The sequence below is a fragment of the Kitasatospora sp. NPDC018058 genome (genome assembly GCF_044327205.1).
Classification (GTDB): Bacteria; Actinomycetota; Actinomycetes; order Streptomycetales; family Streptomycetaceae; genus Kitasatospora.
The window spans coordinates 90,348-111,153 of sequence record NZ_JBIRFA010000011.1 but is presented as its reverse complement, the minus strand read 5'-3'; the positions used below and the strand labels follow the sequence as shown (position 1 = coordinate 111,153).

Annotated in this window: 17 protein-coding genes; 14 read left to right on the top strand and 3 right to left on the bottom strand. The window is 73.6% G+C overall.

The annotated features are described in order from the left end of the window. The first annotated feature begins 116 nt into the window (after positions 1 to 116). From ACH4E7_RS17700 to sucD, 5 genes are all read left to right on the top strand, one after another. Complete coding sequence (locus tag ACH4E7_RS17700) at positions 117 to 1,199, top strand: AAA family ATPase (protein WP_396249968.1); 1,083 nt, start codon at positions 117 to 119, stop codon at positions 1,197 to 1,199. Continuing rightward, positions 1,196 to 3,487 carry a DUF5682 family protein gene (locus ACH4E7_RS17695; RefSeq protein ID WP_396249967.1) on the top strand — a complete coding sequence of 764 codons (2,292 nt, stop codon included), beginning with the start codon at positions 1,196 to 1,198 and terminating at the stop codon, positions 3,485 to 3,487. Before ACH4E7_RS17700 ends, ACH4E7_RS17695 begins: the two co-directional genes overlap by 4 nt. Before the next feature lie 18 nt (positions 3,488 to 3,505). Next, positions 3,506 to 4,684, top strand: coding sequence for a VWA domain-containing protein (locus ACH4E7_RS17690; protein ID WP_396249966.1), 1,179 nt, complete (start codon positions 3,506 to 3,508; stop codon positions 4,682 to 4,684). Between the two features lie 290 nt (positions 4,685 to 4,974). Beyond that, positions 4,975 to 6,147 carry an ADP-forming succinate--CoA ligase subunit beta gene (gene sucC / locus ACH4E7_RS17685; RefSeq protein WP_355669701.1) on the top strand — a complete coding sequence of 391 codons (1,173 nt, stop codon included), beginning with the start codon at positions 4,975 to 4,977 and terminating at the stop codon, positions 6,145 to 6,147. Between the two features lie 19 nt (positions 6,148 to 6,166). Beyond that, positions 6,167 to 7,057 (top strand): succinate--CoA ligase subunit alpha, encoded by an 891-nt coding sequence (sucD, locus tag ACH4E7_RS17680; RefSeq protein ID WP_396249965.1) that lies wholly within the window; start codon positions 6,167 to 6,169, stop codon positions 7,055 to 7,057. A 72-nt stretch (positions 7,058 to 7,129) separates the two neighbouring features. Here sucD and ACH4E7_RS17675 read toward each other — a convergent pair whose 3' ends face one another. Next, positions 7,130 to 9,295 (bottom strand): hypothetical protein, encoded by a 2,166-nt coding sequence (locus ACH4E7_RS17675; protein WP_396249964.1) that lies wholly within the window; start codon positions 9,293 to 9,295, stop codon positions 7,130 to 7,132. A gap of 132 nt (positions 9,296 to 9,427) precedes the next feature. Between ACH4E7_RS17675 and ACH4E7_RS17670 the strand changes: the two genes are divergently transcribed. Next, positions 9,428 to 10,798 carry a DUF6350 family protein gene (locus tag ACH4E7_RS17670; RefSeq protein ID WP_396249963.1) on the top strand — a complete coding sequence of 457 codons (1,371 nt, stop codon included), beginning with the start codon at positions 9,428 to 9,430 and terminating at the stop codon, positions 10,796 to 10,798. A 9-nt stretch (positions 10,799 to 10,807) separates the two neighbouring features. On the opposite strand, the gene ACH4E7_RS17665 is transcribed toward ACH4E7_RS17670, so the two are convergent. Then, positions 10,808 to 11,443 carry a hypothetical protein gene (locus ACH4E7_RS17665; protein WP_396249962.1) on the bottom strand — a complete coding sequence of 212 codons (636 nt, stop codon included), beginning with the start codon at positions 11,441 to 11,443 and terminating at the stop codon, positions 10,808 to 10,810. Between the two features lie 379 nt (positions 11,444 to 11,822). On the opposite strand from ACH4E7_RS17665, the gene purN reads away from it, so the two are divergent. Beyond that, on the top strand, positions 11,823 to 12,482 hold the full coding sequence (gene purN / locus ACH4E7_RS17660; protein ID WP_396249961.1) for a phosphoribosylglycinamide formyltransferase: 660 nt from the start codon (positions 11,823 to 11,825) through the stop codon (positions 12,480 to 12,482). Next, a complete protein-coding gene (gene purH / locus ACH4E7_RS17655; protein WP_396249960.1) occupies positions 12,479 to 14,056 on the top strand; it encodes a bifunctional phosphoribosylaminoimidazolecarboxamide formyltransferase/IMP cyclohydrolase in 1,578 nt (525 codons plus the stop codon). The genes purN and purH overlap by 4 nt, the downstream gene beginning before the upstream one ends. A gap of 89 nt (positions 14,057 to 14,145) precedes the next feature. On the opposite strand, the gene ACH4E7_RS17650 is transcribed toward purH, so the two are convergent. Then, on the bottom strand, positions 14,146 to 14,754 hold the full coding sequence (locus ACH4E7_RS17650) for a hypothetical protein (RefSeq protein WP_396249959.1): 609 nt from the start codon (positions 14,752 to 14,754) through the stop codon (positions 14,146 to 14,148). Between the two features lie 478 nt (positions 14,755 to 15,232). On the opposite strand from ACH4E7_RS17650, the gene ACH4E7_RS17645 reads away from it, so the two are divergent. From ACH4E7_RS17645 to ACH4E7_RS17620, 6 genes are all read left to right on the top strand, one after another. Then, positions 15,233 to 16,087, top strand: coding sequence for a bifunctional methylenetetrahydrofolate dehydrogenase/methenyltetrahydrofolate cyclohydrolase (locus ACH4E7_RS17645; protein ID WP_396249958.1), 855 nt, complete (start codon positions 15,233 to 15,235; stop codon positions 16,085 to 16,087). A 19-nt stretch (positions 16,088 to 16,106) separates the two neighbouring features. Continuing rightward, on the top strand, positions 16,107 to 16,532 hold the full coding sequence (locus ACH4E7_RS17640; protein WP_355669710.1) for a DUF3017 domain-containing protein: 426 nt from the start codon (positions 16,107 to 16,109) through the stop codon (positions 16,530 to 16,532). A 200-nt stretch (positions 16,533 to 16,732) separates the two neighbouring features. Then, the gene (locus ACH4E7_RS17635) at positions 16,733 to 17,725 is read left to right on the top strand and encodes a malate dehydrogenase (RefSeq protein WP_355669711.1); all 993 of its coding nucleotides are present in this window, start codon (positions 16,733 to 16,735) and stop codon (positions 17,723 to 17,725) included. Between the two features lie 112 nt (positions 17,726 to 17,837). Beyond that, entirely contained in the window at positions 17,838 to 19,163 is a 1,326-nt protein-coding gene (locus ACH4E7_RS17630) for a hemolysin family protein (protein WP_396249957.1), read from the top strand. A 30-nt stretch (positions 19,164 to 19,193) separates the two neighbouring features. After that, positions 19,194 to 20,234: a tryptophan--tRNA ligase gene (gene trpS, locus ACH4E7_RS17625; RefSeq protein ID WP_396249956.1), complete on the top strand. Its 1,041-nt coding sequence runs from the start codon at positions 19,194 to 19,196 to the stop codon at positions 20,232 to 20,234. After that, positions 20,231 to 20,785 (top strand): 2'-5' RNA ligase family protein, encoded by a 555-nt coding sequence (locus ACH4E7_RS17620; protein ID WP_396249955.1) that lies wholly within the window; start codon positions 20,231 to 20,233, stop codon positions 20,783 to 20,785. The genes trpS and ACH4E7_RS17620 overlap by 4 nt, the downstream gene beginning before the upstream one ends. Positions 20,786 to 20,806: the final 21 nt, after the last annotated feature.

Genomic DNA, 20,806 nt, shown 5'->3' with positions numbered 1-20,806 from the left:
TTGTCAGTGGCGCGTTGCAGGGTGGTTCCCACAGGCCGTGACGCCGACCTGGCTCCCCCCGATCACCCCGTCGCCGGGCCACCCGTGTGCCCGGCGGCCGACCCGAAGGAGTCTCCATGACCGACGTTCTGCGGCAGCACGCCGAGGACGCCTTCGCCGGTGAACTGGCCGCGCTGGCCGCGCAGGACGACCGTCCGCGCCCCGAGCGCTGGAAGCTCTCGCCGTGGGCCGTGGCGACCTACCTGCTCGGCGGAGACCTGCCCGACGGCACCGCGATCACCCCCAAGTACATCGGCCCGCGCCGGATCGTGGAGGTCGCCGTCACCACCCTGGCGACGGACCGCGCGCTGCTGCTGCTCGGCGTGCCCGGCACCGCCAAGACCTGGGTGTCCGAGCACCTGGCCGCGGCGATCAGCGGCGACTCCACGCTGCTGGTGCAGGGCACCGCCGGCACCCCCGAGGAGGCCGTCCGATACGGCTGGAACTACGCCCAGCTGCTCACCCACGGCCCCAACCGGGACGCCCTGGTGCCCTCGCCGCTGATGCGGGCGATGGCCGACGGCAAGATCGCCCGGGTCGAGGAGCTGACCCGCATCCCGGCCGACGTGCAGGACAGTCTGATCACCATCCTGTCGGAGAAGACGCTCCCTGTGCCGGAGTTGGGCACCGAGACCCAGGCCGTCCGCGGCTTCAACGTGATCGCCACCGCCAACGACCGCGACCGCGGCGTCAACGAGCTGTCCAGCGCGCTGCGCCGCCGCTTCAACACCGTGGTGCTGCCGCTGCCGGGCTCGCTGGAGGAGGAGGTCGACATCGTCACCCGCCGGGTCGACCAGCTCGGCCGCTCCCTCGAACTGCCCGAACTGCCCGGCGGCGCCGAGGAGATCAGGCGGGTGGTCACCGTCTTCCGCGAGCTGCGGGCCGGGATCACCGTGGACGGCCGGACCAAGGTGAAGACCCCGAGCGGCACCCTCTCCACCGCCGAGGCGATCTCGGTGGTGACCAACGGCCTTGCCCTGGCCACCCACTTCGGCGACGGCGTGCTGCGCGCCGGGGACGTGACGGCCGGCATCCTCGGCGCCGTCGTCCGCGACCCGGTGGCGGACCAGGCGGTGTGGCGCGAGTACGTCGAAGGGGTGGTGCGCGAGCGCGACGGCTGGAAGGACTTCTACCGCGCGGCCCGCGAGGTGGGCGCATGAGTGAGGTCGAGGTCGCCCTGCTGGGCATCCGGCACCACGGCCCCGGCTCGGCCCGGGCGGTGGCCGCCGCGCTGGCGACGTGGCAGCCGGACGCGGTGCTGATCGAGGGCCCGCCGGAGGCCGACGGCATCGTCCACCTCGCCGCCGAGAAGGACCTCGTCCCGCCGGTCGCCCTGCTCGCCCACGCGGTGGACGACCCGGCCCGGGCCGCCTTCTGGCCGTACGCCGAGTTCTCCCCGGAGTGGGTGGCGATCCGGTACGGCGTGGAGCACGACCTGCCGGTCCGCTTCATCGACCTGCCCGCCGGGTACGGCTTCGCGCCCACCGCCGAGGACGCGGCCGACGACGTCGCCGAGCCGCCCGCCGACCCGATGGCCCTGCTCGCCGAGGCCGCCGGGCACGACGACCCCGAGCGCTGGTGGGAGGACGTGGTCGAGCACCGCGCCCCCGGCGCCGACGCGCTGGCGCCCTTCGCCGCCGTCGCCGAGGCGATGGGCGCGCTCCGTGCCGAGGGTCTCGGCGAGTCCCGCCGGGACCTGCTGCGCGAGGCGTACATGCGCCAGCGGATCCGCGCCGCCCGCCGCGCCGGGCACCGCCGGATCGCCGTGGTGTGCGGGGCCTTCCACGCCCCCGCGCTGGCGGAGACGCCCACCGTCGCCCACGACCGGGCGCTGCTCGCGGAACTGCCGAAGAAGGTGAAGGCGGACATCACCTGGATCCCGTGGACGCACCGCAGGCTCTCCCAGGCCACCGGCTACGGCGCGGGCATCCAGTCACCCGGCTGGTACCACCACCTGTTCACCACTGAGGGCGACCCGGTGCCGCGCTGGCTCACCCGGGCCGCCGAACTGCTGCGCGCCGAGGACCACCCGGTCTCCTCCGCGCACGTCATCGAGGCGGTCCGGCTCGCCGAGACCCTCGCGGTGCTGCGCGGCCGCCCGCTCGCCGGGCTGACCGAGACCCTGGACGCCGTCCGCGCGGTGCTCTGCGAGGGCTCGGACGTCGCGCTGGAACTCGTCCGGGACCGCCTGGTGGTCGGCGACGAGCTCGGCGAAGTCCCGGACGCCGCACCGGCGGTGCCGCTGCAGCGCGACCTCGCCCGGCTGCAGCGCTCACTGCGGCTCAAGCCCGAGGCCACGCCCAAGGACCTCGACCTGGACCTGCGCAAGGACACCGACGCCGCCCGCTCCCGACTGCTGCACCGGCTGCGGCTGCTGGGCGTCGAGTGGGGTGTGCCCGCCCGCTCCTCGGTCGCCTCCACCGGCACCTTCCGGGAGAGCTGGCGGCTGTGCTGGCAGCCCGAGTTCGCGGTCCGGATCGCCGAGGCCGCCCAGTGGGGCACCACGGTCGAGGAGGCCGCTGCCGACAAGGCGGTCGGCACCGCCCGCGCCGCCGTCGAACTCGCCGAGCTGACCGGCCTGGTGGAGACCTGCCTGCTGGCCGGGCTGTCCGGCGCGCTGCCCGCCGTAATGCGGGTGCTCGCCGACTGCGCGGCCCTGGACACCGACGTCGCCCACCTCGCCGGCGCGCTGCCGGCGCTGGTCCGCGCGCTGCGCTACGGCGATGTGCGCGGCACCGACCACGGCGCGCTCGCCGAGGCCGCGGCGGGCCTGGCCGAACGGGTCTGCGTCGGACTGCCGCCCGCCTGCGTCGGCCTGGACGCGGAGAGCGCGGCGGCGATGCGCGCCCGGATCGACGAGGTCCACGGCGCGATCGCCCTGATCGACTCCGGTGACACCGCGGCCCCGGACGGCCTGGCCGACCGCTGGGCCGCCGCCCTGCAGTCGCTGGCCCGCCGCGAACCCACCGGCGGACCGGCCACCGGCGCCCCCGGCCTGCTGCGCGGCCGTGCCGTCCGGCTGCTGCTCGACGACGGCCGGCTCGACTCCGAGGAGGCCGGCCGCCGACTGCGGCTGGTGCTGTCCGTCGCCAGCGCCCCCGCGGACGCGGCCGGTTGGGTGGAGGGCTTCCTCACCGGCGGCGGCGCCCTGCTGCTGCACGACCCCCGACTGCTCGCCCTGCTCGACGAGTGGCTCACCGGTGTCAGCGCCGAGGTGTTCACCGACGTCCTGCCGTTGCTGCGCCGCACCTTCGCCGGACTGGAGGCGGGCGTGCGCACCACCATCGGCGGCCGGGTCGCGGCCGGCCCGCTCGGCGCGGCCCCGGCGGCGCCGGAGACGGCCGGGGAACTCGACCGGGCCCGCGCCGACGCCGCCGTCCCGGTGGTGGCCCTGCTGCTCGGCGTCCGCCCGACGATCCCGCGCCAGGCCACCGGCCGCAACACCTGACCGAAGGAGGAGGACCCGATGGCGACCACGACCGACGAACGGCTGCGCCGCTGGCGCCTGGTGCTCGGCGGCGAGGCCGACGGCACCGGCTGCACCCTGCGCGGCCGCGACGCCGCGATGGACGGCGCCCTCGCCGCGCTGTACCGGGGCGCCCCCGCGGAGGCCGGCCGGCCTCCGCGCGGCGGACGCCGCAGCGCCGGGCTCGGCGGCTCGGCCCCGCAGGTGGCCCGCTGGCTGGGCGACATCCGCGAGTACTTCCCGTCCACCGTCGTCCAGCTGATGCAGCAGGACGCGATCACCCGGCTCGGCCTGGACCGGCTGCTGCTGGAGCCGGAGATGCTGGAGGCCGTCGAACCGGACGTGCACCTGGTCGGCACCCTGCTGTCGCTCAAGCACGCGCTGCCCGAGACCACCCGGGAGACCGCCCGGGCCGTGGTCGGCAAGGTGGTCGCCGACCTGGAGCGCCGGCTCGCCGACCGGACCAGGGCCACCCTGGGCGGCGCCCTGGACCGCAGCGCCAAGGTGAACCGGCCCCGCCACCGGGACATCGACTGGGACCGGACGATCCGGGCCAACCTGAAGAACTACCTGCCCGAGCACGGGACCGTCGTCCCCGAGCGACTGGTCGGCTACGCCCGCGCCCAGCGCGCGGTGAAGAAGGACGTCATCCTCTGCGTCGACCAGTCCGGCTCGATGGCGCCCTCGGTCGTGCACTCGGCGGTCTTCGGCGCGGTGCTCTCCTCGATGCGCACCCTGGACACCCGGCTGGTCGTCTTCGACACCTCGGTGGTCGACCTCACCGAGCAGCTCACCGACCCGGTGGACGTCCTGTTCGCCACCCAGCTCGGCGGCGGCACCGACATCAACCGCGCGCTCGCCTACTGCCAGTCGAGGATCACCCGGCCCTCCGAGACCGTCGTGGTGCTGATCAGCGACCTGTACGAGGGCGGCATCCGGGACGGCATGCTCAGGCGGGTCGCCGCGATGAAGGCGGCCGGCGTCCAGTTCATCGCCCTGCTCGCGCTCTCCGACGAAGGCGCCCCGGCCTACGACCACGCCCACGCCGCCGCGCTGGCCGCCCTCGGCGCCCCGGCCTTCGCCTGCACCCCGGACGCCTTCCCCGAGATCATGGCGGCGGCGATCGAGAAGCGCCCCATCCCGCAGCACCTGGTCAAGGGCGCGGACCAGGGGGTGTGACGGTCTCACTCAGGCGGGTGAACTCACCCGATCGGTGGACGGGGCGTCCGGGCTGATCTGTGACGGTTCTCACCCAAGACGGACAGGCCCCGGGCGGAACAGGCCCGTCCCTCGGGGATAACCTGCCAGACGGACGTGACGCGCGTGTTGATTGACGTGTGCGCCCGTGGCTGTGTGGGCCGCAAGGCCGTACCTCTGCGTACCCGCACCGCCCCGACGACCCGCAGCGAAGATCCTGCCGTGGCACGCTCGTAGAGACACAATCCGCGACCACGAACAAGGACAAACACGTGGACCTGTTCGAGTACCAGGCGAGGGACCTCTTCGCCAAGCACGGTGTGCCCGTGCTTGACGGCGATGTCATCGAGACCGCCGCAGACGCTGCCGCCATCGCGGAGCGCTTCGGCGGCCGCGCCGTCGTCAAGGCTCAGGTGAAGGTGGGCGGCCGAGGCAAGGCCGGTGGCGTCAAGCTCGCCGCCGACCCGGCGGACGCCGTCGCCAAGGCCGAGCAGATCCTCGGCATGGACATCAAGGGCCACACCGTCCACAAGGTGATGCTCGCCCAGACCGCCGACATCAAGGACGAGTACTACGTCTCGTTCCTGCTGGACCGCACCAACCGCACCTTCCTGGCCATGGCCAGCGTCGAGGGCGGCGTGGAGATCGAGGTCGTCGCCGAGGAGAACCCCGACGCGCTCGCCAAGATCCCGGTCGACGCCAACGAGGGCTGCACCCCGGAGAAGGCCGCCGAGATCGTCGCCGCGGCGAAGTTCCCGGCCGAGGTCGCCGACCAGGTCGCCGAGGTCCTGCAGAAGCTGTGGAAGGTCTTCATCGCCGAGGACGCCCTCCTCGTCGAGGTCAACCCGCTGATCAAGTCCGGTGACGGCAAGATCATCGCGCTCGACGGCAAGGTCTCCCTGGACGAGAACGCCGAGTTCCGCCAGCCCGAGCACGAGGCGCTGGAGGACAAGGCCGCGGCCAACCCGCTGGAGGCCGCCGCCAAGGCCAAGGGCCTGAACTACGTCAAGCTCGACGGCCAGGTCGGCATCATCGGCAACGGCGCGGGCCTCGTCATGAGCACCCTCGACGTGGTCGCCTACGCCGGTGAGAAGCACGGCGGCGTCAAGCCCGCCAACTTCCTCGACATCGGTGGCGGCGCCTCGGCCGAGGTCATGGCGAACGGCCTGGAGATCATCCTGGGCGACCCCGACGTCAAGTCGGTCTTCGTCAACGTCTTCGGTGGCATCACCGCCTGTGACGCGGTCGCCAACGGCATCGTGCAGGCCCTGGAGCTCCTGAAGAGCAAGGGCGAGAACGTCACCAAGCCGCTGGTCGTCCGCCTGGACGGCAACAACGCGGAGCTGGGTCGCAAGATCCTCGACGACGCCAACCACCCGCTGGTCCAGCGCGTGGACACCATGGACGGTGCGGCCGACCGCGCCGCCGAGCTGGCCAACAAGTAAGGAAGGGGACTTTTACACCATGGCTATCTTCCTTACCAAGGACAGCAAGGTCATCGTTCAGGGCATGACCGGCTCCGAGGGCATGAAGCACACCCGCCGCATGCTCGCCTCCGGCACCCAGATCGTCGGCGGTGTCAACCCGCGCAAGGCCGGCACCACGGTCGACGTCGACGGCACCGAGGTGCCCGTCTTCGGCTCCGTCGCCGAGGCGATGGAGAAGACCGGTGCCGACGTCACCGTCATCTTCGTGCCGCCGAAGTTCACCAAGGACGCCGTCGTCGAGGCCATCGACGCCGAGATCGGCCTGGCCGTCGTCATCACCGAGGGCGTCCCGGTGCACGACACCGCCGCCTTCTGGGCGTACGCCGGTTCGAAGGGCAACAAGACCCGGATCATCGGCCCGAACTGCCCGGGCCTGATCAGCCCCGGACAGTCGAACGCCGGCATCATCCCGGCCGACATCACCAGCTCCGGCAAGATCGGTCTGGTCTCGAAGTCCGGCACCCTGACCTACCAGCTCATGTACGAGCTGCGCGACATCGGCTTCTCCTCGGCCGTGGGCATCGGCGGTGACCCGGTCATCGGCACCACCCACATCGACGCCCTCAAGGCGTTCCAGGAGGACCCGGAGACCGAGGTCATCGTCATGATCGGTGAGATCGGTGGCGACGCCGAGGAGCGTGCCGCGGCCTACATCGCCGAGCACGTCACCAAGCCGGTCGTCGGCTACGTCGCGGGCTTCACCGCCCCCGAGGGCAAGACCATGGGCCACGCCGGCGCCATCGTCTCCGGCTCCTCGGGCACCGCCCAGGCGAAGAAGGAGGCCCTCGAGGCCGCCGGTGTCAAGGTCGGCAAGACGCCGTCCGAGACCGCCCGCCTGGCCCGCGAGATCATCGCCGCCACGGCCTGATCCCCGCCTTCGCGCAGTGAGCGCCCCCGCCCTTCCCGGGCGGGGGCGCTCGCCGTTTCGGTGCCTGGCGTTTCAGTGCCTCGGGCCGGTGGTGCAGGGCCGTGGGGACCACAGCGGGCAGGCCGCCGGTCCCTGCCGCGGAGGCGGGGCCTGGACCCCGGTCGTGGCCGGCAGCTCCCAGCGCGCCACCGCCTGCCGGCCCACCACCACCGCCTCCAGGCCCGGCGCCGGGCTGCACCACAGGCTGCTGATGCCGTTCGGCGCCCCGCCCGGCAGCAGCGGCACACCCGACGGCTTCACCTTCGCGTCCACGACCGGTACGCACACCGCGGGGGGCGGCGGGTCCGACGGCTGGAACAGCGCCGCCGGGCGCAGCCCCGCCAGGGTCGCCAGCGTCGCCCCGCCCACCGCCACCGTCAGCAGCGCCGCCGCGCCCGTCCGGCTCGCCGTCCACAACCGGTGCCGCGCCCGCAGCACCGGCACCGGCGAACGGTGCGGCTCCGGGCAACCCCGTACCGCCGCCCGGTGCAGCAGCCCGCTCAGCCCGTCCGCGAACCCCGGCGCCGCCGGATCCGGCCCCACCAGCTCCGGCACCCACTGCGCCAGCGCCGACCGCGCCGCCCATACCCGTCCCTCGGCCGCCGCCCGGGTCGACTCCACCTCCACCGCGATCGCCGCCGCGGGCAGCCCCAGTCCGTCGTGCAGCACCAGCGCTCGCCGCTGCGGCCGCGGCAGCCGCCGCAGGGCCTTCAGCAGCGCCTGGTCCCGGTCGGTCAGCCGGTCGTGGTCCGGTAGCACCGCCTGCGCCTCGTCCGCCGGCCGCACCGTGCTCCGCCGGTGCGGCGGCGACCACGCGTGCGCCCACTGCGGCCCGCCCCAGTGCCACGGCGACAGCGCCGGCTCACACGCCCGCACCCGCACCCAGCCCTCCGGATCCCCCGACCCGACCACCGCGTCCCACTCCCGCCGCGCATCCCCGAACGCCCGCCGCACACAGTGCACCGCCCGATGCCGGCACGCGGTCAGCAGGAACACCTGCTGCACCAGCCGGGTGTGCGCCTCCGCGTAGAGGTCGTCGAAGCTCGGGACGGGTTCGTCGGAGAGGTCCCGCCCGCTCCCGGCTTCGGTGAGGGCCATGTCGATGCGCTCCCTGCGGCCGGGGAACGAGAGGGCGTCCTGCCGCGGTACGGGCTGCTGTTCCGCGCCCGTGCTCCGACCGGTGGTCGTGCCGTCGCACTTCCGGGCGTCGGCGGGGGCGGTCGGCAGGCCGCGCCGCGCCGCGGGGAGCTGCTCGTCGCGTGCCGCCTCGGCCAGGGGCGTCGGCCTCTGCCGCGGCGAGGTCGGGCCGTCGGTCTCGGCCCGGCCAGGGGCCGCACCGGTGCGCTCCGGGCCGGGTGTCGTCGGCAGGTCGCGTCGGGAGCCGGGGGTCGTCGGCGCGTTCCCCCGCGGGGTCGAGGCTCCGGGCTCGGCGGGTGCGGTCGGCAGGCTGTGCCGCGAGACCGCGTCCTCCGACGCGTTCGCGGCTCGGTCATGGGCCCCGGTGCTGCGCTCCCGGGGCGGCGCGGTCGCCGGGCCGGGCCGTGACGTGAGGTCCTGATCGTCGGCCGCGTCCGAGGTGGGGGCCGTCGGTGTGTTCGGCCGTGAGGCGGCGCCCTGTTCGCCGCTCGTGGCTCGGCCGCGGGCCGGGCTGCCGGGCTGCCGGGGATCGCCGTGGGGCGTCGGGGTCTTCCGCCGCTCGGCTGCGCTCAGCCTCCCGGTCGCAGCGGACCCGGCCGCCGGCTCCGAGGCCGCGGGGGCCCCACGCCGGCCGGCGTGCTCCGGCGGAGCCTCCGGTGCGGCCGTCCCGGGGCCGCCTCCGCCCTCCTTTCCGCGTCCGGTGTCGATGACGGGGGAGCGGTGGTGCCGGTCGCTCCCGTCGGGTTCGCCGGTCGTCGGGGCCCGGGTCGCGGAGGGGGCGGTCGTCATACCGCCGTGTTCTCCCGCGGCCGCGGGGGCCACTCGCGTGCGGGTGCCGGTGGGGGGCGCGGTTCCGAGGAGGGCGATGGCGGCGGCTTCGGTGGGGCAGCCGAGCTTCCGCAGGGCGCGGTGGAGGTGGTTGCGCGCGGTGATGGGGGTGACGCCGAAGGCGGCGGCGGTGTGGTGGATGTCGTGGCCCGCGGTGAGGTGGGCGAGGGCCTGGGCCTCGCGGGGCGTCAGTCGGCGCAGCGGGTCGGGGTCGCGGGTGGGTGGCGTGGTCATCAGACGCTCCGGGCCGGGGCGTTGGCGGCTTGGGGGCGGGGTCTGAAAAGGCGCATAAGCCAATAATCTGGGACACGGCGGCGGTTTGCCGCTTCGCATGGCATGGCGAGTCGCCTTGGCAGCATGAGCCCCATGACACAGCTGATGGACCGTCCGATCCTGGAAGCGCCGGGCCAGTCGGGCGGATACCCCGTGCTGGCCGACCTGTTGACGGGGGTGCGGACGGCACTGGTCGGCCTGGCGGTGGTCACGGTACCGGTGCTCGGGCTCTGGATCGTGACACCGTACGCCGACTCGGGCGCGGCGGGTGTCACCCGGTTGGCGGGTGTGCTCTGGCTGCTGGGGCACGGCGGGCCGGTGCTGCGCGGTAGCAGGGACGCCCCGCTGACGGTGACTCCGCTGCTGCTCGGCGCCCTGGCGGCGGTGCGGCTGTACCGGGCGGGGGCCGGGGTCGCGGCGCGGCGCGGGCTGCGTTCGCGCTGGGGCGGCCCGCTGGCGCTGTGGGCGGGCTACTGGGCGGTGGCCGTCGGGGTGGCGCTGAACTGCGCGGGTGCCGGGCCGTTCCGCAGCCGGGTGCTGCCGGACCTCCTGGCGGTCGGTCTGCTCGCCGCACTGGTGACGGCCGTCGGCGTCCGCTCGGCGCGGCCCGCGCCCGTCACGGTCCTGCCGCTGCTCGACCGCATCCCTGCGGATTGGCGGCCGACCGGCGTCGCGGCCGCGGTGCGGCGGGCGGCCGGCGCGGCCGGGGCCGGGCTGGTCGCGGCCGGCGGGGTGTCGGTGTCGGTGGCGGCGCTGGACACGGTGGCCGGCGGCGGGCACGGGACGGCGCTGCTCAGGGGCGGGCCGGCCGCTCTGCTCGGGTTGCTGCTGCTCACCGTGGTGCTGCTGCCGAACGCGGTGCTCTGGGGCGCGGCGTACGCGCTCGGCCCGGGCTTCAAGGTTGGCACCGGGACGCTGGTGTCGCCGGGCGGTACGGAGCTCGGCCCGGTGCCGGAGTTCCCGCTGTTCGCCCTGCTGCCCCAGGAGGGCCCGGGCGGCTGGCGGCTGGCGGTGCTGGTGCTGCCGCTGCTGGCGGGGCTGGTGCCGGCGGTCCTGCTGGGCCGCGCGGCGGCGGGCCGGTGCTCCCGGTACGAGGACGGTGACCCCTGGCGGCCCGCCGTGACGGTGGTGGCGGCCCTGGCGGCCGCGCTGCTGCTGGGTGCCGGGGCGGCGGCGCTCGGCTGGCTGTCGGGCGGTGCGCTGGCGGGTGAGCGGATGGCCTGGCTGGGCCCGGTGCCGTGGTGGACGGGTCTGGCGGCGGCCGGCTGGCTGGCGCTGGTCGCCGTTCCGGGCGCCCTGCTGGTACGGCACCGGGCGCTCAGCCCGAGGGCCGACCGGACCCCGGCGCACGCCCCGGTCGGATACGCCGGGCTCGCGGTGTGCGCGCGCCGGAGCGCGCTGCGGCTGCGCGCCCGTACGTACGTCCTCGTGCTGCGGCTGTCCGGCCGGGGCCCCGCCGACTGAAGCCGACGGCTACTCCGCGTTCCCGGTGAAGTCCACGTACCACTGCGGCGCGTAGCGGTCGCAGTTCTCGGTCCCGACGCTGGTCAGCGAGTCCCGGACGCAGGTCGCGTAGTCCTGGTAGTAGACCCCGAGCCCGATCACCAGGCCGACCATGGCGACGGTCATCGCCCCGGTCAGGATCCCGGCCAGCGCGGCCGGGGTGAGCGGGTTCGGCGTCGGCGCCCCGGGGACGGCGGCGGCCTGGGTGCCGCCGGCCTGGGCCGTCGGCTGCTTGGCCCGCAGCGCGCTGACCCCCCAGTAGATCCCGAGTACCCCGACCAGCAGCGCGATCCAGTGGAACTCCGCGAACAGGCAGACGAGCGCGAACGGCCCGGCCAGTGCGGCGTTGCGGGCCCGGCGGTGGGTCGGGTCGGTCGGGTCGAGCCGGGGCGGCTGCGGCGCCGGAGGGCGCTGGCCGGGGCGGCCGTCGCCGATGCCCTGGCCCCACGGCGGCGGGAGCTGCGGGCGGTCGCCGCCCTCCTGGCCGCCGTTGCCCTCCTGGCCCTGGCCGGGCCAGGAGCCGCGCGGCTGCCACGGCTGGTCCGGGGCGTCCGCCGGCGGCGGCGCGAAGGGGTTGTGCTCGCCGTTGTCGTCGCCGCTGCTCATGGGTTCAGCCATTCCTTCTCGGTCGGGGCTCGTTCGGAGGGTCTCGCGTCGGAGCGGTCTTCCGCGCCCCCCATGATCCCGCAGCCGTTCGGGGGCCCGCCGGGGGCCCGTACCCCGAGCCGGGGCGGGCACGCGCGACCCCGGTGTGCGACCTGAGGAGATCCCTGTCTCAACTACGCGCGTAGCGCCGCCGGGAGGGTGCGGAGGCCGTCCGACCAGCCGTTATCGTGGTGACGGTCAGCAGCTCACATAGGTTCCCCGGGGCCCGCGTCGCGGCGGGTTCTCCTGGTGTTCCCTTTCGCTCGACCTGCCGTTCGTAGTGGCCCCACCGCCGGTGGATGTACCAGCGGACGGCGCCCGACCTACGGAGAATCGCGCAGTGGCCGCCGCCCCCGCCCAGCTCTTCCCGCCCCGTACGCCCGGACCGGCCCGCCTGGTGGTGCTGGTCTCCGGCTCCGGCACCAATCTGCAGTCGCTGATCGACGCCGTCGCCGACCCGGCCTACGGCGCGGAGATCATCGCGGTGGGCGCGGACCGGGACGGGATCGTCGGCCTGGAGCGGGCCGAGAAGGCCGGCCTGCCGACCTTCGTCCACCGGGTGAAGGACTTCCCGGACCGCGCCGACTGGGACCGCGCGCTGACCGCCTCCGTCGCCGCCCACCAGCCGGACCTGGTGGTCACGGCGGGCTTCATGAAGATCCTCGGCCCCGAGTTCATCGCGGCCTTCGGCGGACGGATCGTCAACACCCACCCCGCACTGCTGCCCTCCTTCCCCGGCGCCCACGGCGTCACCGACGCGCTCGCGTACGGGGTGAAGGTCACCGGCTGCACCGTCCACCTGGTCGACGCCGGGGTGGACACCGGGCCGATCATCGCGCAGGGCGTCGTCGAGGTCCTCGACGCCGACCACGCCGATGGCGGCGAAGCGCTGCACGAGCGCATCAAGACTGTCGAGCGCAAGCTGCTCGTCGACGTCGTGGGCCGGCTGGCCCGCGAAGGTCACCGCATCGAGGACCGAAAGGTATGGATCCCGGCATGAGTGCCAGCTCCACCACCCCCCCTGTCTCCGAGAACATCCGTCCGATCCGTCGCGCGCTGATCAGCGTGTACGACAAGACCGGTCTGGAGGAGCTGGCCCAGGGCCTGCACGCCGCCGGGGTCGCCATCGTCTCCACCGGCTCCACCGCCGGCCGGATCGCCGCCGCCGGTGTCCCGGTGACCGAGGTCTCCGAGCTGACCGGCTTCCCGGAGTGCCTGGACGGGCGCGTGAAGACGCTGCACCCCCGCGTGCACGCCGGCGTGCTCGCCGACCTGCGCCTGGAGTCGCACCGCGCGCAGCTGGCCGAGCTCGGTGTCGAGCCCTTCGACCTGGTCGTGGTGAACCTCTACCCGTTCAAGGCCACCGTCGCCTCCGGCGCCACCCCGGACGAGTGCGTCGAGCAGATCGACATCGGCGGCCCGAGCATGGTCCGCGCCGCCGCCAAGAACCACCCCTCGGTGGCCGTCGTGGTCGACCCGGCCCGCTACGGCGACGTGCTGACGGCCGTTCGGGAGGGCGGCTTCGACCTGGCCACCCGCAAGCGCCTGGCCGGTGCCGCGTTCGCCCACACCGCCGCCTACGACGTGGCCGTCGCCTCCTGGTTCGAGGCCGGCTACGCCCCCAGCGACGAGCGTTTCCCCGAGTTCCTGGGCGCCACGTGGGAGCGGCAGAACGTGCTGCGCTACGGAGAGAACCCGCACCAGGGCGCCGCGCTGTACAGCGACGGCACGGGCGGCCTGGCCGGCGCGCAGCAGCTGCACGGCAAGGAGATGTCGTACAACAACTACGTCGACACCGACGCCGCCCGCCGCGCCGCGTACGACCACGCCGAGCCGGCCGTCGCGATCATCAAGCACGCCAACCCGTGCGGCATCGCGACCGGCGCCGACGTCGTCGAGGCGCACCGCAAGGCGCACGAGTGCGACCCGGTCTCCGCGTACGGCGGCGTGATTGCGGTCAACCGCCCGGTCACCGTCGAGCTGGCCGAGCAGATCGCCCCGATCTTCACCGAGGTCGTCGTGGCCCCCGGCTACGAGGAGGGCGCCGTCGAGGTGCTGGCCCGCAAGAAGAACCTGCGGGTGCTGGTCGCCCCCGAGGCGCCGGCCAACCGCCAGGAGGTCCGCCCGATCTCCGGCGGCGTGCTGCTCCAGGACGCCGACCGGGTGCAGGCCGAGGGCGACGACCCGGCGAACTGGACGCTGGCCACCGGCGAGGCGCTCTCCGCGGCCGAGCTGGCCGAGCTGGCCTTCGCCTGGCGGGCCTGCCGGGCCGTCAAGTCCAATGCGATCCTGCTGGCCAAGGACGGCGCCTCGGTCGGCGTCGGCATGGGCCAGGTCAACCGGGTCGACTCCTGCAAGCTCGCGGTCGAGCGGGCCGGCGAGCGGGCCAAGGGCTCGTACGCGGCCTCGGACGCCTTCTTCCCGTTCCCGGACGGCCCGGAGATCCTGATCGCCGCGGGCGTCAAGGCGATCGTCCAGCCGGGCGGTTCGATCCGCGACGAGCAGGTCATCGAGGCGGCCGCCACGGCGGGCGTGACGATGTACTTCACCGGCGCACGCCACTTCTTCCACTGAGCCGCCGGCCGGTGGAGGGCTGACACGAAGCGGCCCGGCTTCCTCCGAGGAGGGAGCCGGGCCGCTTCGCCGTAAGCCGTGCCGTTCGGTCAGTACCGCGGCCGGTTGAACCAGTTGACGCCGTCCCGGACGCACATGGCGGTGATCCAGATGACGCAGATCGCGATCCAGATCAGCCCGATGATGATGTTCACCGTGACCTTCGACGAGATCCCGCCGATCAGGTCGAGCAGGCCGAAGATCGAGGCGATCGAGCCGTAGACGATGGTGGTGATCCGGACGCCGTTGCCGCCCTTGCCGAACTTCGCGCCCAGCGTGATGGACAGCGTGGCGGCGAGCGCCCACACGACGCCGACGACCAGCAGGATGCCGGCCGCGGCGTTGCCGATCGAGCTGATGAAGTCATCGCTGGTCGACGAGGTCTTGGTGACGACGTCCTTGGTGGCCGCGGCCGCGATCAGGCAGAACCCCGCGAGGATCACCTGCACACCGCCGATGATGAACAGCAGCACCCGGGTGGTCATCACCAGGCCCGGCATGGACTGCGGCACGGCCGGCGCGTAGCCGTAGCCCGGCGCGGCCGGCGGGTAGCCGTAACCCGGGACCGGCGGGGCCTGCGGGGCCTGCTGGGGGTAGCCGTAGCCGGGCGCGGCCGGCGGCTGGCCGTACGGGTTGTTCGGGTCGGGCGGGTAACTCATGGATGCCTCCGGGCAGTTACGGGACGCGGGGACGGTACGGCGGAGGACCCGGTTGCGGCCGGCGAGTCGGGTCGGCGACAGAACGGGACGGTATCGGAGCACAGCGACAGCCCGGCAGCGGTGACGGGCGCGGCCGGCTCAGCAGTGCGATGAGGAACGGGCGAGCGAGGGCCGGGACGGGCACGGCACGGCGAGGACGGCGCCGTGGTGGTCGGGCTGCTCGGTCTGCTGTGGTCGGATCACTGGCTCTTTCCCCCGGGTACGCCCCGCCGCGGGATCCGTCGGCCCGTCACCGGGCCGGATCGCGGCAGGGAATGCCCGCATATCGTCAACCGGACGGCAGTACCGTGTCCAGCCGGTTCCGGGTGCCGGGCCAAGACTGTGGCGCAACCGCAATGTGGTGCGGACCTTCCGTACCCGTCCGGCCGACGGAGCGGGCCCGGTGCGGACGCCGGTCGCGATCCGGGAGAATGGTGTCATGACTGCCCAGATTCTCGATGGCAAGGCCACCGCGGCCGCGATCAAGTCCGAACTCGCCGCCCGCGTGGCGGCCCTCAAGGCGAAGGGCGTCACGCCCGGCCTCGGCACCGTCCTGGTCGGCGACGACCCGGGCAGCCGCTGGTACGTCAACGGGAAGCACAAGGACTGCGCCGAGGTCGGCATCGCCTCGATCCAGCGCGAGCTGCCCGCCACCGCCACCCAGGAGGACGTCGAGAACGTCGTCCGCGAGCTCAACGCCGACCCGTCCTGCACCGGCTACATCGTCCAGCTGCCGCTGCCCAAGGGCCTGGACCAGAACCCGGTCCTGGAGCTGATGGACCCGGACAAGGACGCCGACGGCCTGCACCCGACGTCGCTGGGCCGGCTCGCCCTGGGCATCGACGGCCCGCTGCCGTGCACCCCGCTGGGCATCGTCGAGCTGCTGCGCCGCCACGACGTCGAGATCAACGGCGCCGAGGTGGTCGTGGTCGGCCGCGGCATCACCGTCGGCCGCTCGATCGGCCTGCTGCTGACCCGCCGCAGCGAGAACGCCACCGTGACCCTGTGCCACACCGGCACCCGCGACCTCGGCGCCCACCTGCGCAAGGCCGACATCATCGTGGCCGCCGCCGGTGTCCCGCACCTGGTCAAGCCGGAGGACGTCAAGCCGGGCGCGGCGGTGCTGGACGTGGGCGTCAGCCGCAGCGAGGGCAAGATCGTCGGCGACGTCCACCCGGGTGTGGCCGAGGTGGCCGGCTGGATCTCCCCGAACCCCGGCGGCGTGGGCCCGATGACCCGCGCGATGCTGCTCAACAACATCGTCGAGGCGGCCGAGCGCCGCGCCGGCGTCTGACCCCCGAGGGACGGCGAGCATGACTGAACCGCGACCGGCGCGGACCCGGCGCAGGCCGGTCAAGACCACCGGCACCCTGCCGCCCGAGGGCGCGGCCCCGGCCCTCGGGCGCGACCACGCCCTGCCGGTCCGGCAGTGGCCGATAACACTGGTCCTGTCGGTGGTCGGTGCCGGCCTCGCGGTCACCTGGTTCGCCGACTTCAAGGACGGCTTCAAGTACGGGCTGCTGATCCTCGGCGCCGGGGTGCTGCTCGGCGCGGTGCTGCGGCTGGTGCTGCCCGAGGTCGGGATGCTGGCGGTGCGCAGCCGCTTCACCGACGTGATCGTGCTGACCTTCCTGGGTGCCTCGATCGTGCTGCTGACCCTGGTGGCGCAGCCGAACCCGTGGCTGGAGTTCCCGCTGCTCGACAACATCGGCCAGTTGATCGGTCGGCCCAAGCACTGAGCCGCCTTCGCGCCGCGGCCCCGTCCGGGATTCCCCGGGCGGGGCCGCAATGCGTCTGTGACGCATCAGCCACGTCCGCACACGCGGCGTACGCTTCCCTTTGCGATAACCTGACGCCGGTCTCTCGACGTCGAGAGATCATCCCTGGCTCCAGTGCCGGTGTGCCTGGGGCACCTGGCGATTTGCTGGAGAAGGTAGAAATGACCCGCACCCCCGTCAACGTCACCATCACCGGAGCGGCCGGCCAGATCGGCTACGCGCTGCTCTTCCGCATCGCCTCGGGCCACCTGCTCGGTGCCGACGTGCCGGTGAACCTCCGCCTCCTGGAGATCCCGCAGGGCCTCAAGGCCGCCGAGGGCACCGCCATGGAGCTCGTCGACTGCGCCTTCCCGCTGCTGCGCGACATCAAGATCACCGACAACCCGAACGAGGCCTTCGACGGCGCCAACGTCGCGCTGCTGGTCGGCGCCCGTCCGCGCACCGCCGGCATGGAGCGCGGCGACCTGCTGCAGGCCAACGGCGGCATCTTCGGCCCGCAGGGCAAGGCCATCAACGACCACGCCGCGGACGACATCAAGGTCCTGGTCGTCGGCAACCCGGCCAACACCAACGCCCTGATCGCCCAGCGCAACGCCCCGGACGTCCCGGCGGAGCGCTTCACCGCGATGACCCGTCTGGACCACAACCGCGCGGTCGGCCAGCTGTCCGCCAAGACCGGCGCCCTGGTCTCCGACATCAAGCGCGTCACCATCTGGGGCAACCACTCCGCCACCCAGTACCCGGACGTCTTCCAGGCCGAGATCGCCGGCAAGCCGGCCTTCGAGGCCGTCGGCAGCGACCTGGCCTGGCTGGAGAACGACTTCATCCCGACCGTCGCCAAGCGTGGTGCCGCCATCATCGACGCCCGCGGTGCCTCCTCGGCCGCCTCGGCCGCCAACGCCGCCATCGACCACGTGTACACCTGGGTCAACGGCACCGCCGAGGGTGACTGGACCTCCATGGGTGTCGTCTCCGACGGCTCCTACGACGTCCCGGCCGGCCTGATCTCCTCCTTCCCGGTCACCACCAAGGACGGCAAGTTCGAGATCGTCCAGGGCCTGGAGATCTCCGACTTCTCCCGCGCCCGCATCGACGCCTCGGTCAAGGAGCTGACCGAGGAGCGCGACGCGGTCCAGGAGCTGGGCCTCATCTGAGCCCCGCCCGCACGGTCCGTCCGGACGGCCCGCCCTCTCCCGGAACCGGGGGACGGCGGGCCGCCGCCGTGTTCGGGGTCCCGTACACGGCGGCCACCTACACTGGCCCGCTGTGAACGAAACCCTCGGGGACGCCGCGCTCGTCCTCGTCTTCATCCTGCTGGGCGGGCTGTTCAACGTCGCCGAGATCTCGCTGATCTCGCTGCGCGAGGGCCAGATCCGGACGCTGGAGGCGCACGGCACCCGGCGCTCGGCCCGGGCCGCGCACCTGGCCGCCGACCCCAACCGCTTCCTGGCCGCCGTCCAGGTCGGCGTGACCTGCATGGGCTTCCTGTCCGCCGCCTTCGGCGCGGACACCCTGGCCGGCAAGGTGGCCCCGCTGTTCGTCGACGCCGGGCTGTCCCAGGGGGTGGCCGACGCGCTCGCCCTGGTCGGCCTCACCCTGGTGATCAGTTACGTCTCGCTGGTGCTGGGCGAGCTCACCCCCAAGCGGATCGGCCTGCAGCGCGCCGAGTCCATCGCGGTGGTCGCCGCCCCCGTGGTGGACGTGATGTCGGTGGTGCTGCGGCCGGTGATCTGGCTGCTCGGCCACTCCACCAATCTGATGGTCCGCCTGCTCGGCGGCGACCCGGCGGCCGGACGCGGCTCGATGAGCTCCGAGGAACTGCGCGGCCTGGTCGCCGCCAACACCGAACTGGGCAGCGATGAACGGGCGTTGATCGCCGATGTGTTCGCCGCCGGGGAGCGCCAGCTGCGCGAGGTGATGGTCCCGCGCACCGAGGTGACCTTCCTGGACGCCGAGCGCCCGCTGGCCGCCGTGCGGCACCAGGCCGAGACCTCGCCGCACTCCCGCTACCCGGTGGTCGAGGGCAGCGCCGACGTCGTGGTCGGCTTCGTCCACGTCCGCGACCTGTACGGCGCCCGCGGCGAGCAGGCCGTCAAGGTCCGCGACCTGGCCCGCCCGGTCAAGCTGCTGCCCGGCACCAAGCTGGTGCTGGAGGCGATGGGCGAGATGCGCCGGGAGGGCCACCACCTGGCCATCGTGGTGGACGAGTACGGCGGCACCGCCGGGATCGTCACCCTGGAGGACCTGGTCGAGGAGGTGATCGGCGAGATCCGGGACGAGTACGACCGGCCGGAGACCACCACCACCCGCCGGCTGGCCGGCGGCGGCATGGAACTGGACGGCCTGCTCAACCTGGGTGACTTCGAGGAGGAGACCGGTGTGTCCCTCCCCGAGGGCCCCTACGAGACGGTGGCCGGCTGCCTGGTCGCCTCGCTCGGCCGGTTGCCCAGGGGTGGTGACCAGGCCCGCATCCCGCTCGACGGCGGGGGAGCGGTGCTGCTGACGGTGGCGAAGGTGGAGGGCCGGCGGATCGCGCGGGTGAGGGTGAGTGCCGTCACACCGGTCGAACCTCCGGGGGCGGACGTTTCCTGAGCGACCGGTGGAACTGGAACAATGGCCCGCATGGTCAACGCAGCGGTCACTGGTCCGGTCAAGGACCGTCCCCGGGTGCTCTCCGGCATCCAGCCCACCTCCGGCTCGTTCCACCTCGGCAACTACCTGGGCGCGGTGCGTCAGTGGGTCGACCTGCAGAAGGAGAACGACGCCTTCTACATGGTCGTCGACCTGCACGCGATCACCGTGCCGCAGGACCCGGCGACTCTGCGCCAGAACACCCGGATCTCCGCCGCCCAGCTGCTCGGCGCCGGCCTGGACCCGGAGCACTGCACCCTGTTCGTCCAGTCGCACGTGCCCGAGCACGCGCAGCTCGCGTGGGTGATGAACTGCCTCACCGGCTTCGGCGAGGCCTCCCGGATGACCCAGTTCAAGGACAAGTCCTCCCGGTACGGCGCCGACAGCACCACCGTCGGCCTGTTCACCTACCCGATCCTGCAGATCGCGGACATCCTGCTCTACCAGGCGGACGCCGTCCCGGTCGGCGAGGACCAGCGCCAGCACGTGGAGATCACCCGCGACATCGCGGAGCGCTTCAACTCGCGCTACAGCCCGACGTTCACGATCCCGAAGCCGTACATCCTCAAGGAGACGGCGAAGATCATGGACCTCCAGGACCCGGCCATCAAGATGAGCAAGTCGGCCTCCTCGCCCAAGGGCTTGGTCAGCCTGCTGGACGACCCGAAGGCCAGCGCCAAGAAGTTCAAGAGCGCCGTGACCGACACCGGCACCGTCGTCTCCTACGACGAGGAGCAGAAGCCGGGCGTCTCCAACCTGCTGAGCATCCACTCCGCGCTCAGCGGCCAGTCGGTCGAGCAGCTGGTGGCGCACTTCGAGGGCAAGATGTACGGCGCCCTGAAGACCGAGCTGGCCGAGCTGTTCACCGAGTGGGTCGCCCCCTTCCAGGAGCGCACCAGCACCTTCCTGGACGACCCGGCCGAGCTGGACCGGGTGCTGGCGGTCGGTGCCGAGAAGGCCCGCGCGGTGGCCTCCGAGACGCTGGCGACGGTGTACGACCGGATCGGCTTCCTCCCGGCCGCCAAGCGGTGACGCCCCTCACCCACCTGCCCGATGGTGGCGACCTCCCGGAGGTCGTCACCATCGGCGTGTCCGTGAGCGTCCCGGACCCGTACGGGGCGCGGATCCAGGACACCCGGGCGGGCCACGGCGACCCGCAGGCCCGTTCGATACCGACGCACGTCACCCTGCTGCCGCCGACCGAGGTGCCGGCCGAGCTGCTGCCGAAGATCGAGGAGCACCTCGCCGCGGTGGCGGCCGCGCACCGGCCGTTCCGGATGCTGCTGCGCGGCGGCGGCACCTTCCGCCCGGTCTCCCCGGTGGTGTTCGTCCGGGTCGAGGAGGGCGCGCAGGAGTGCCGGCTGCTGGAGGCGGACGTCCGCTCCGGCCCGCTGGCCCGTGAGCTGGCCTTCCCGTACCACCCGCACGTGACGGTCGCGCACGGACTGCCGGACGACGTGCTGGACCGGGCGTACGAGCAGGCGCGCGGCTTCCGGGCGTCCTTCACCGTCCCGGGCTTCTCGCTCTCCCGCTTCGACGCGGACGAGGTCTGGCGGCCCTGGCGGGGCTACTCCTTCTCCTGAACCGGCCGGCCGACGGCGACC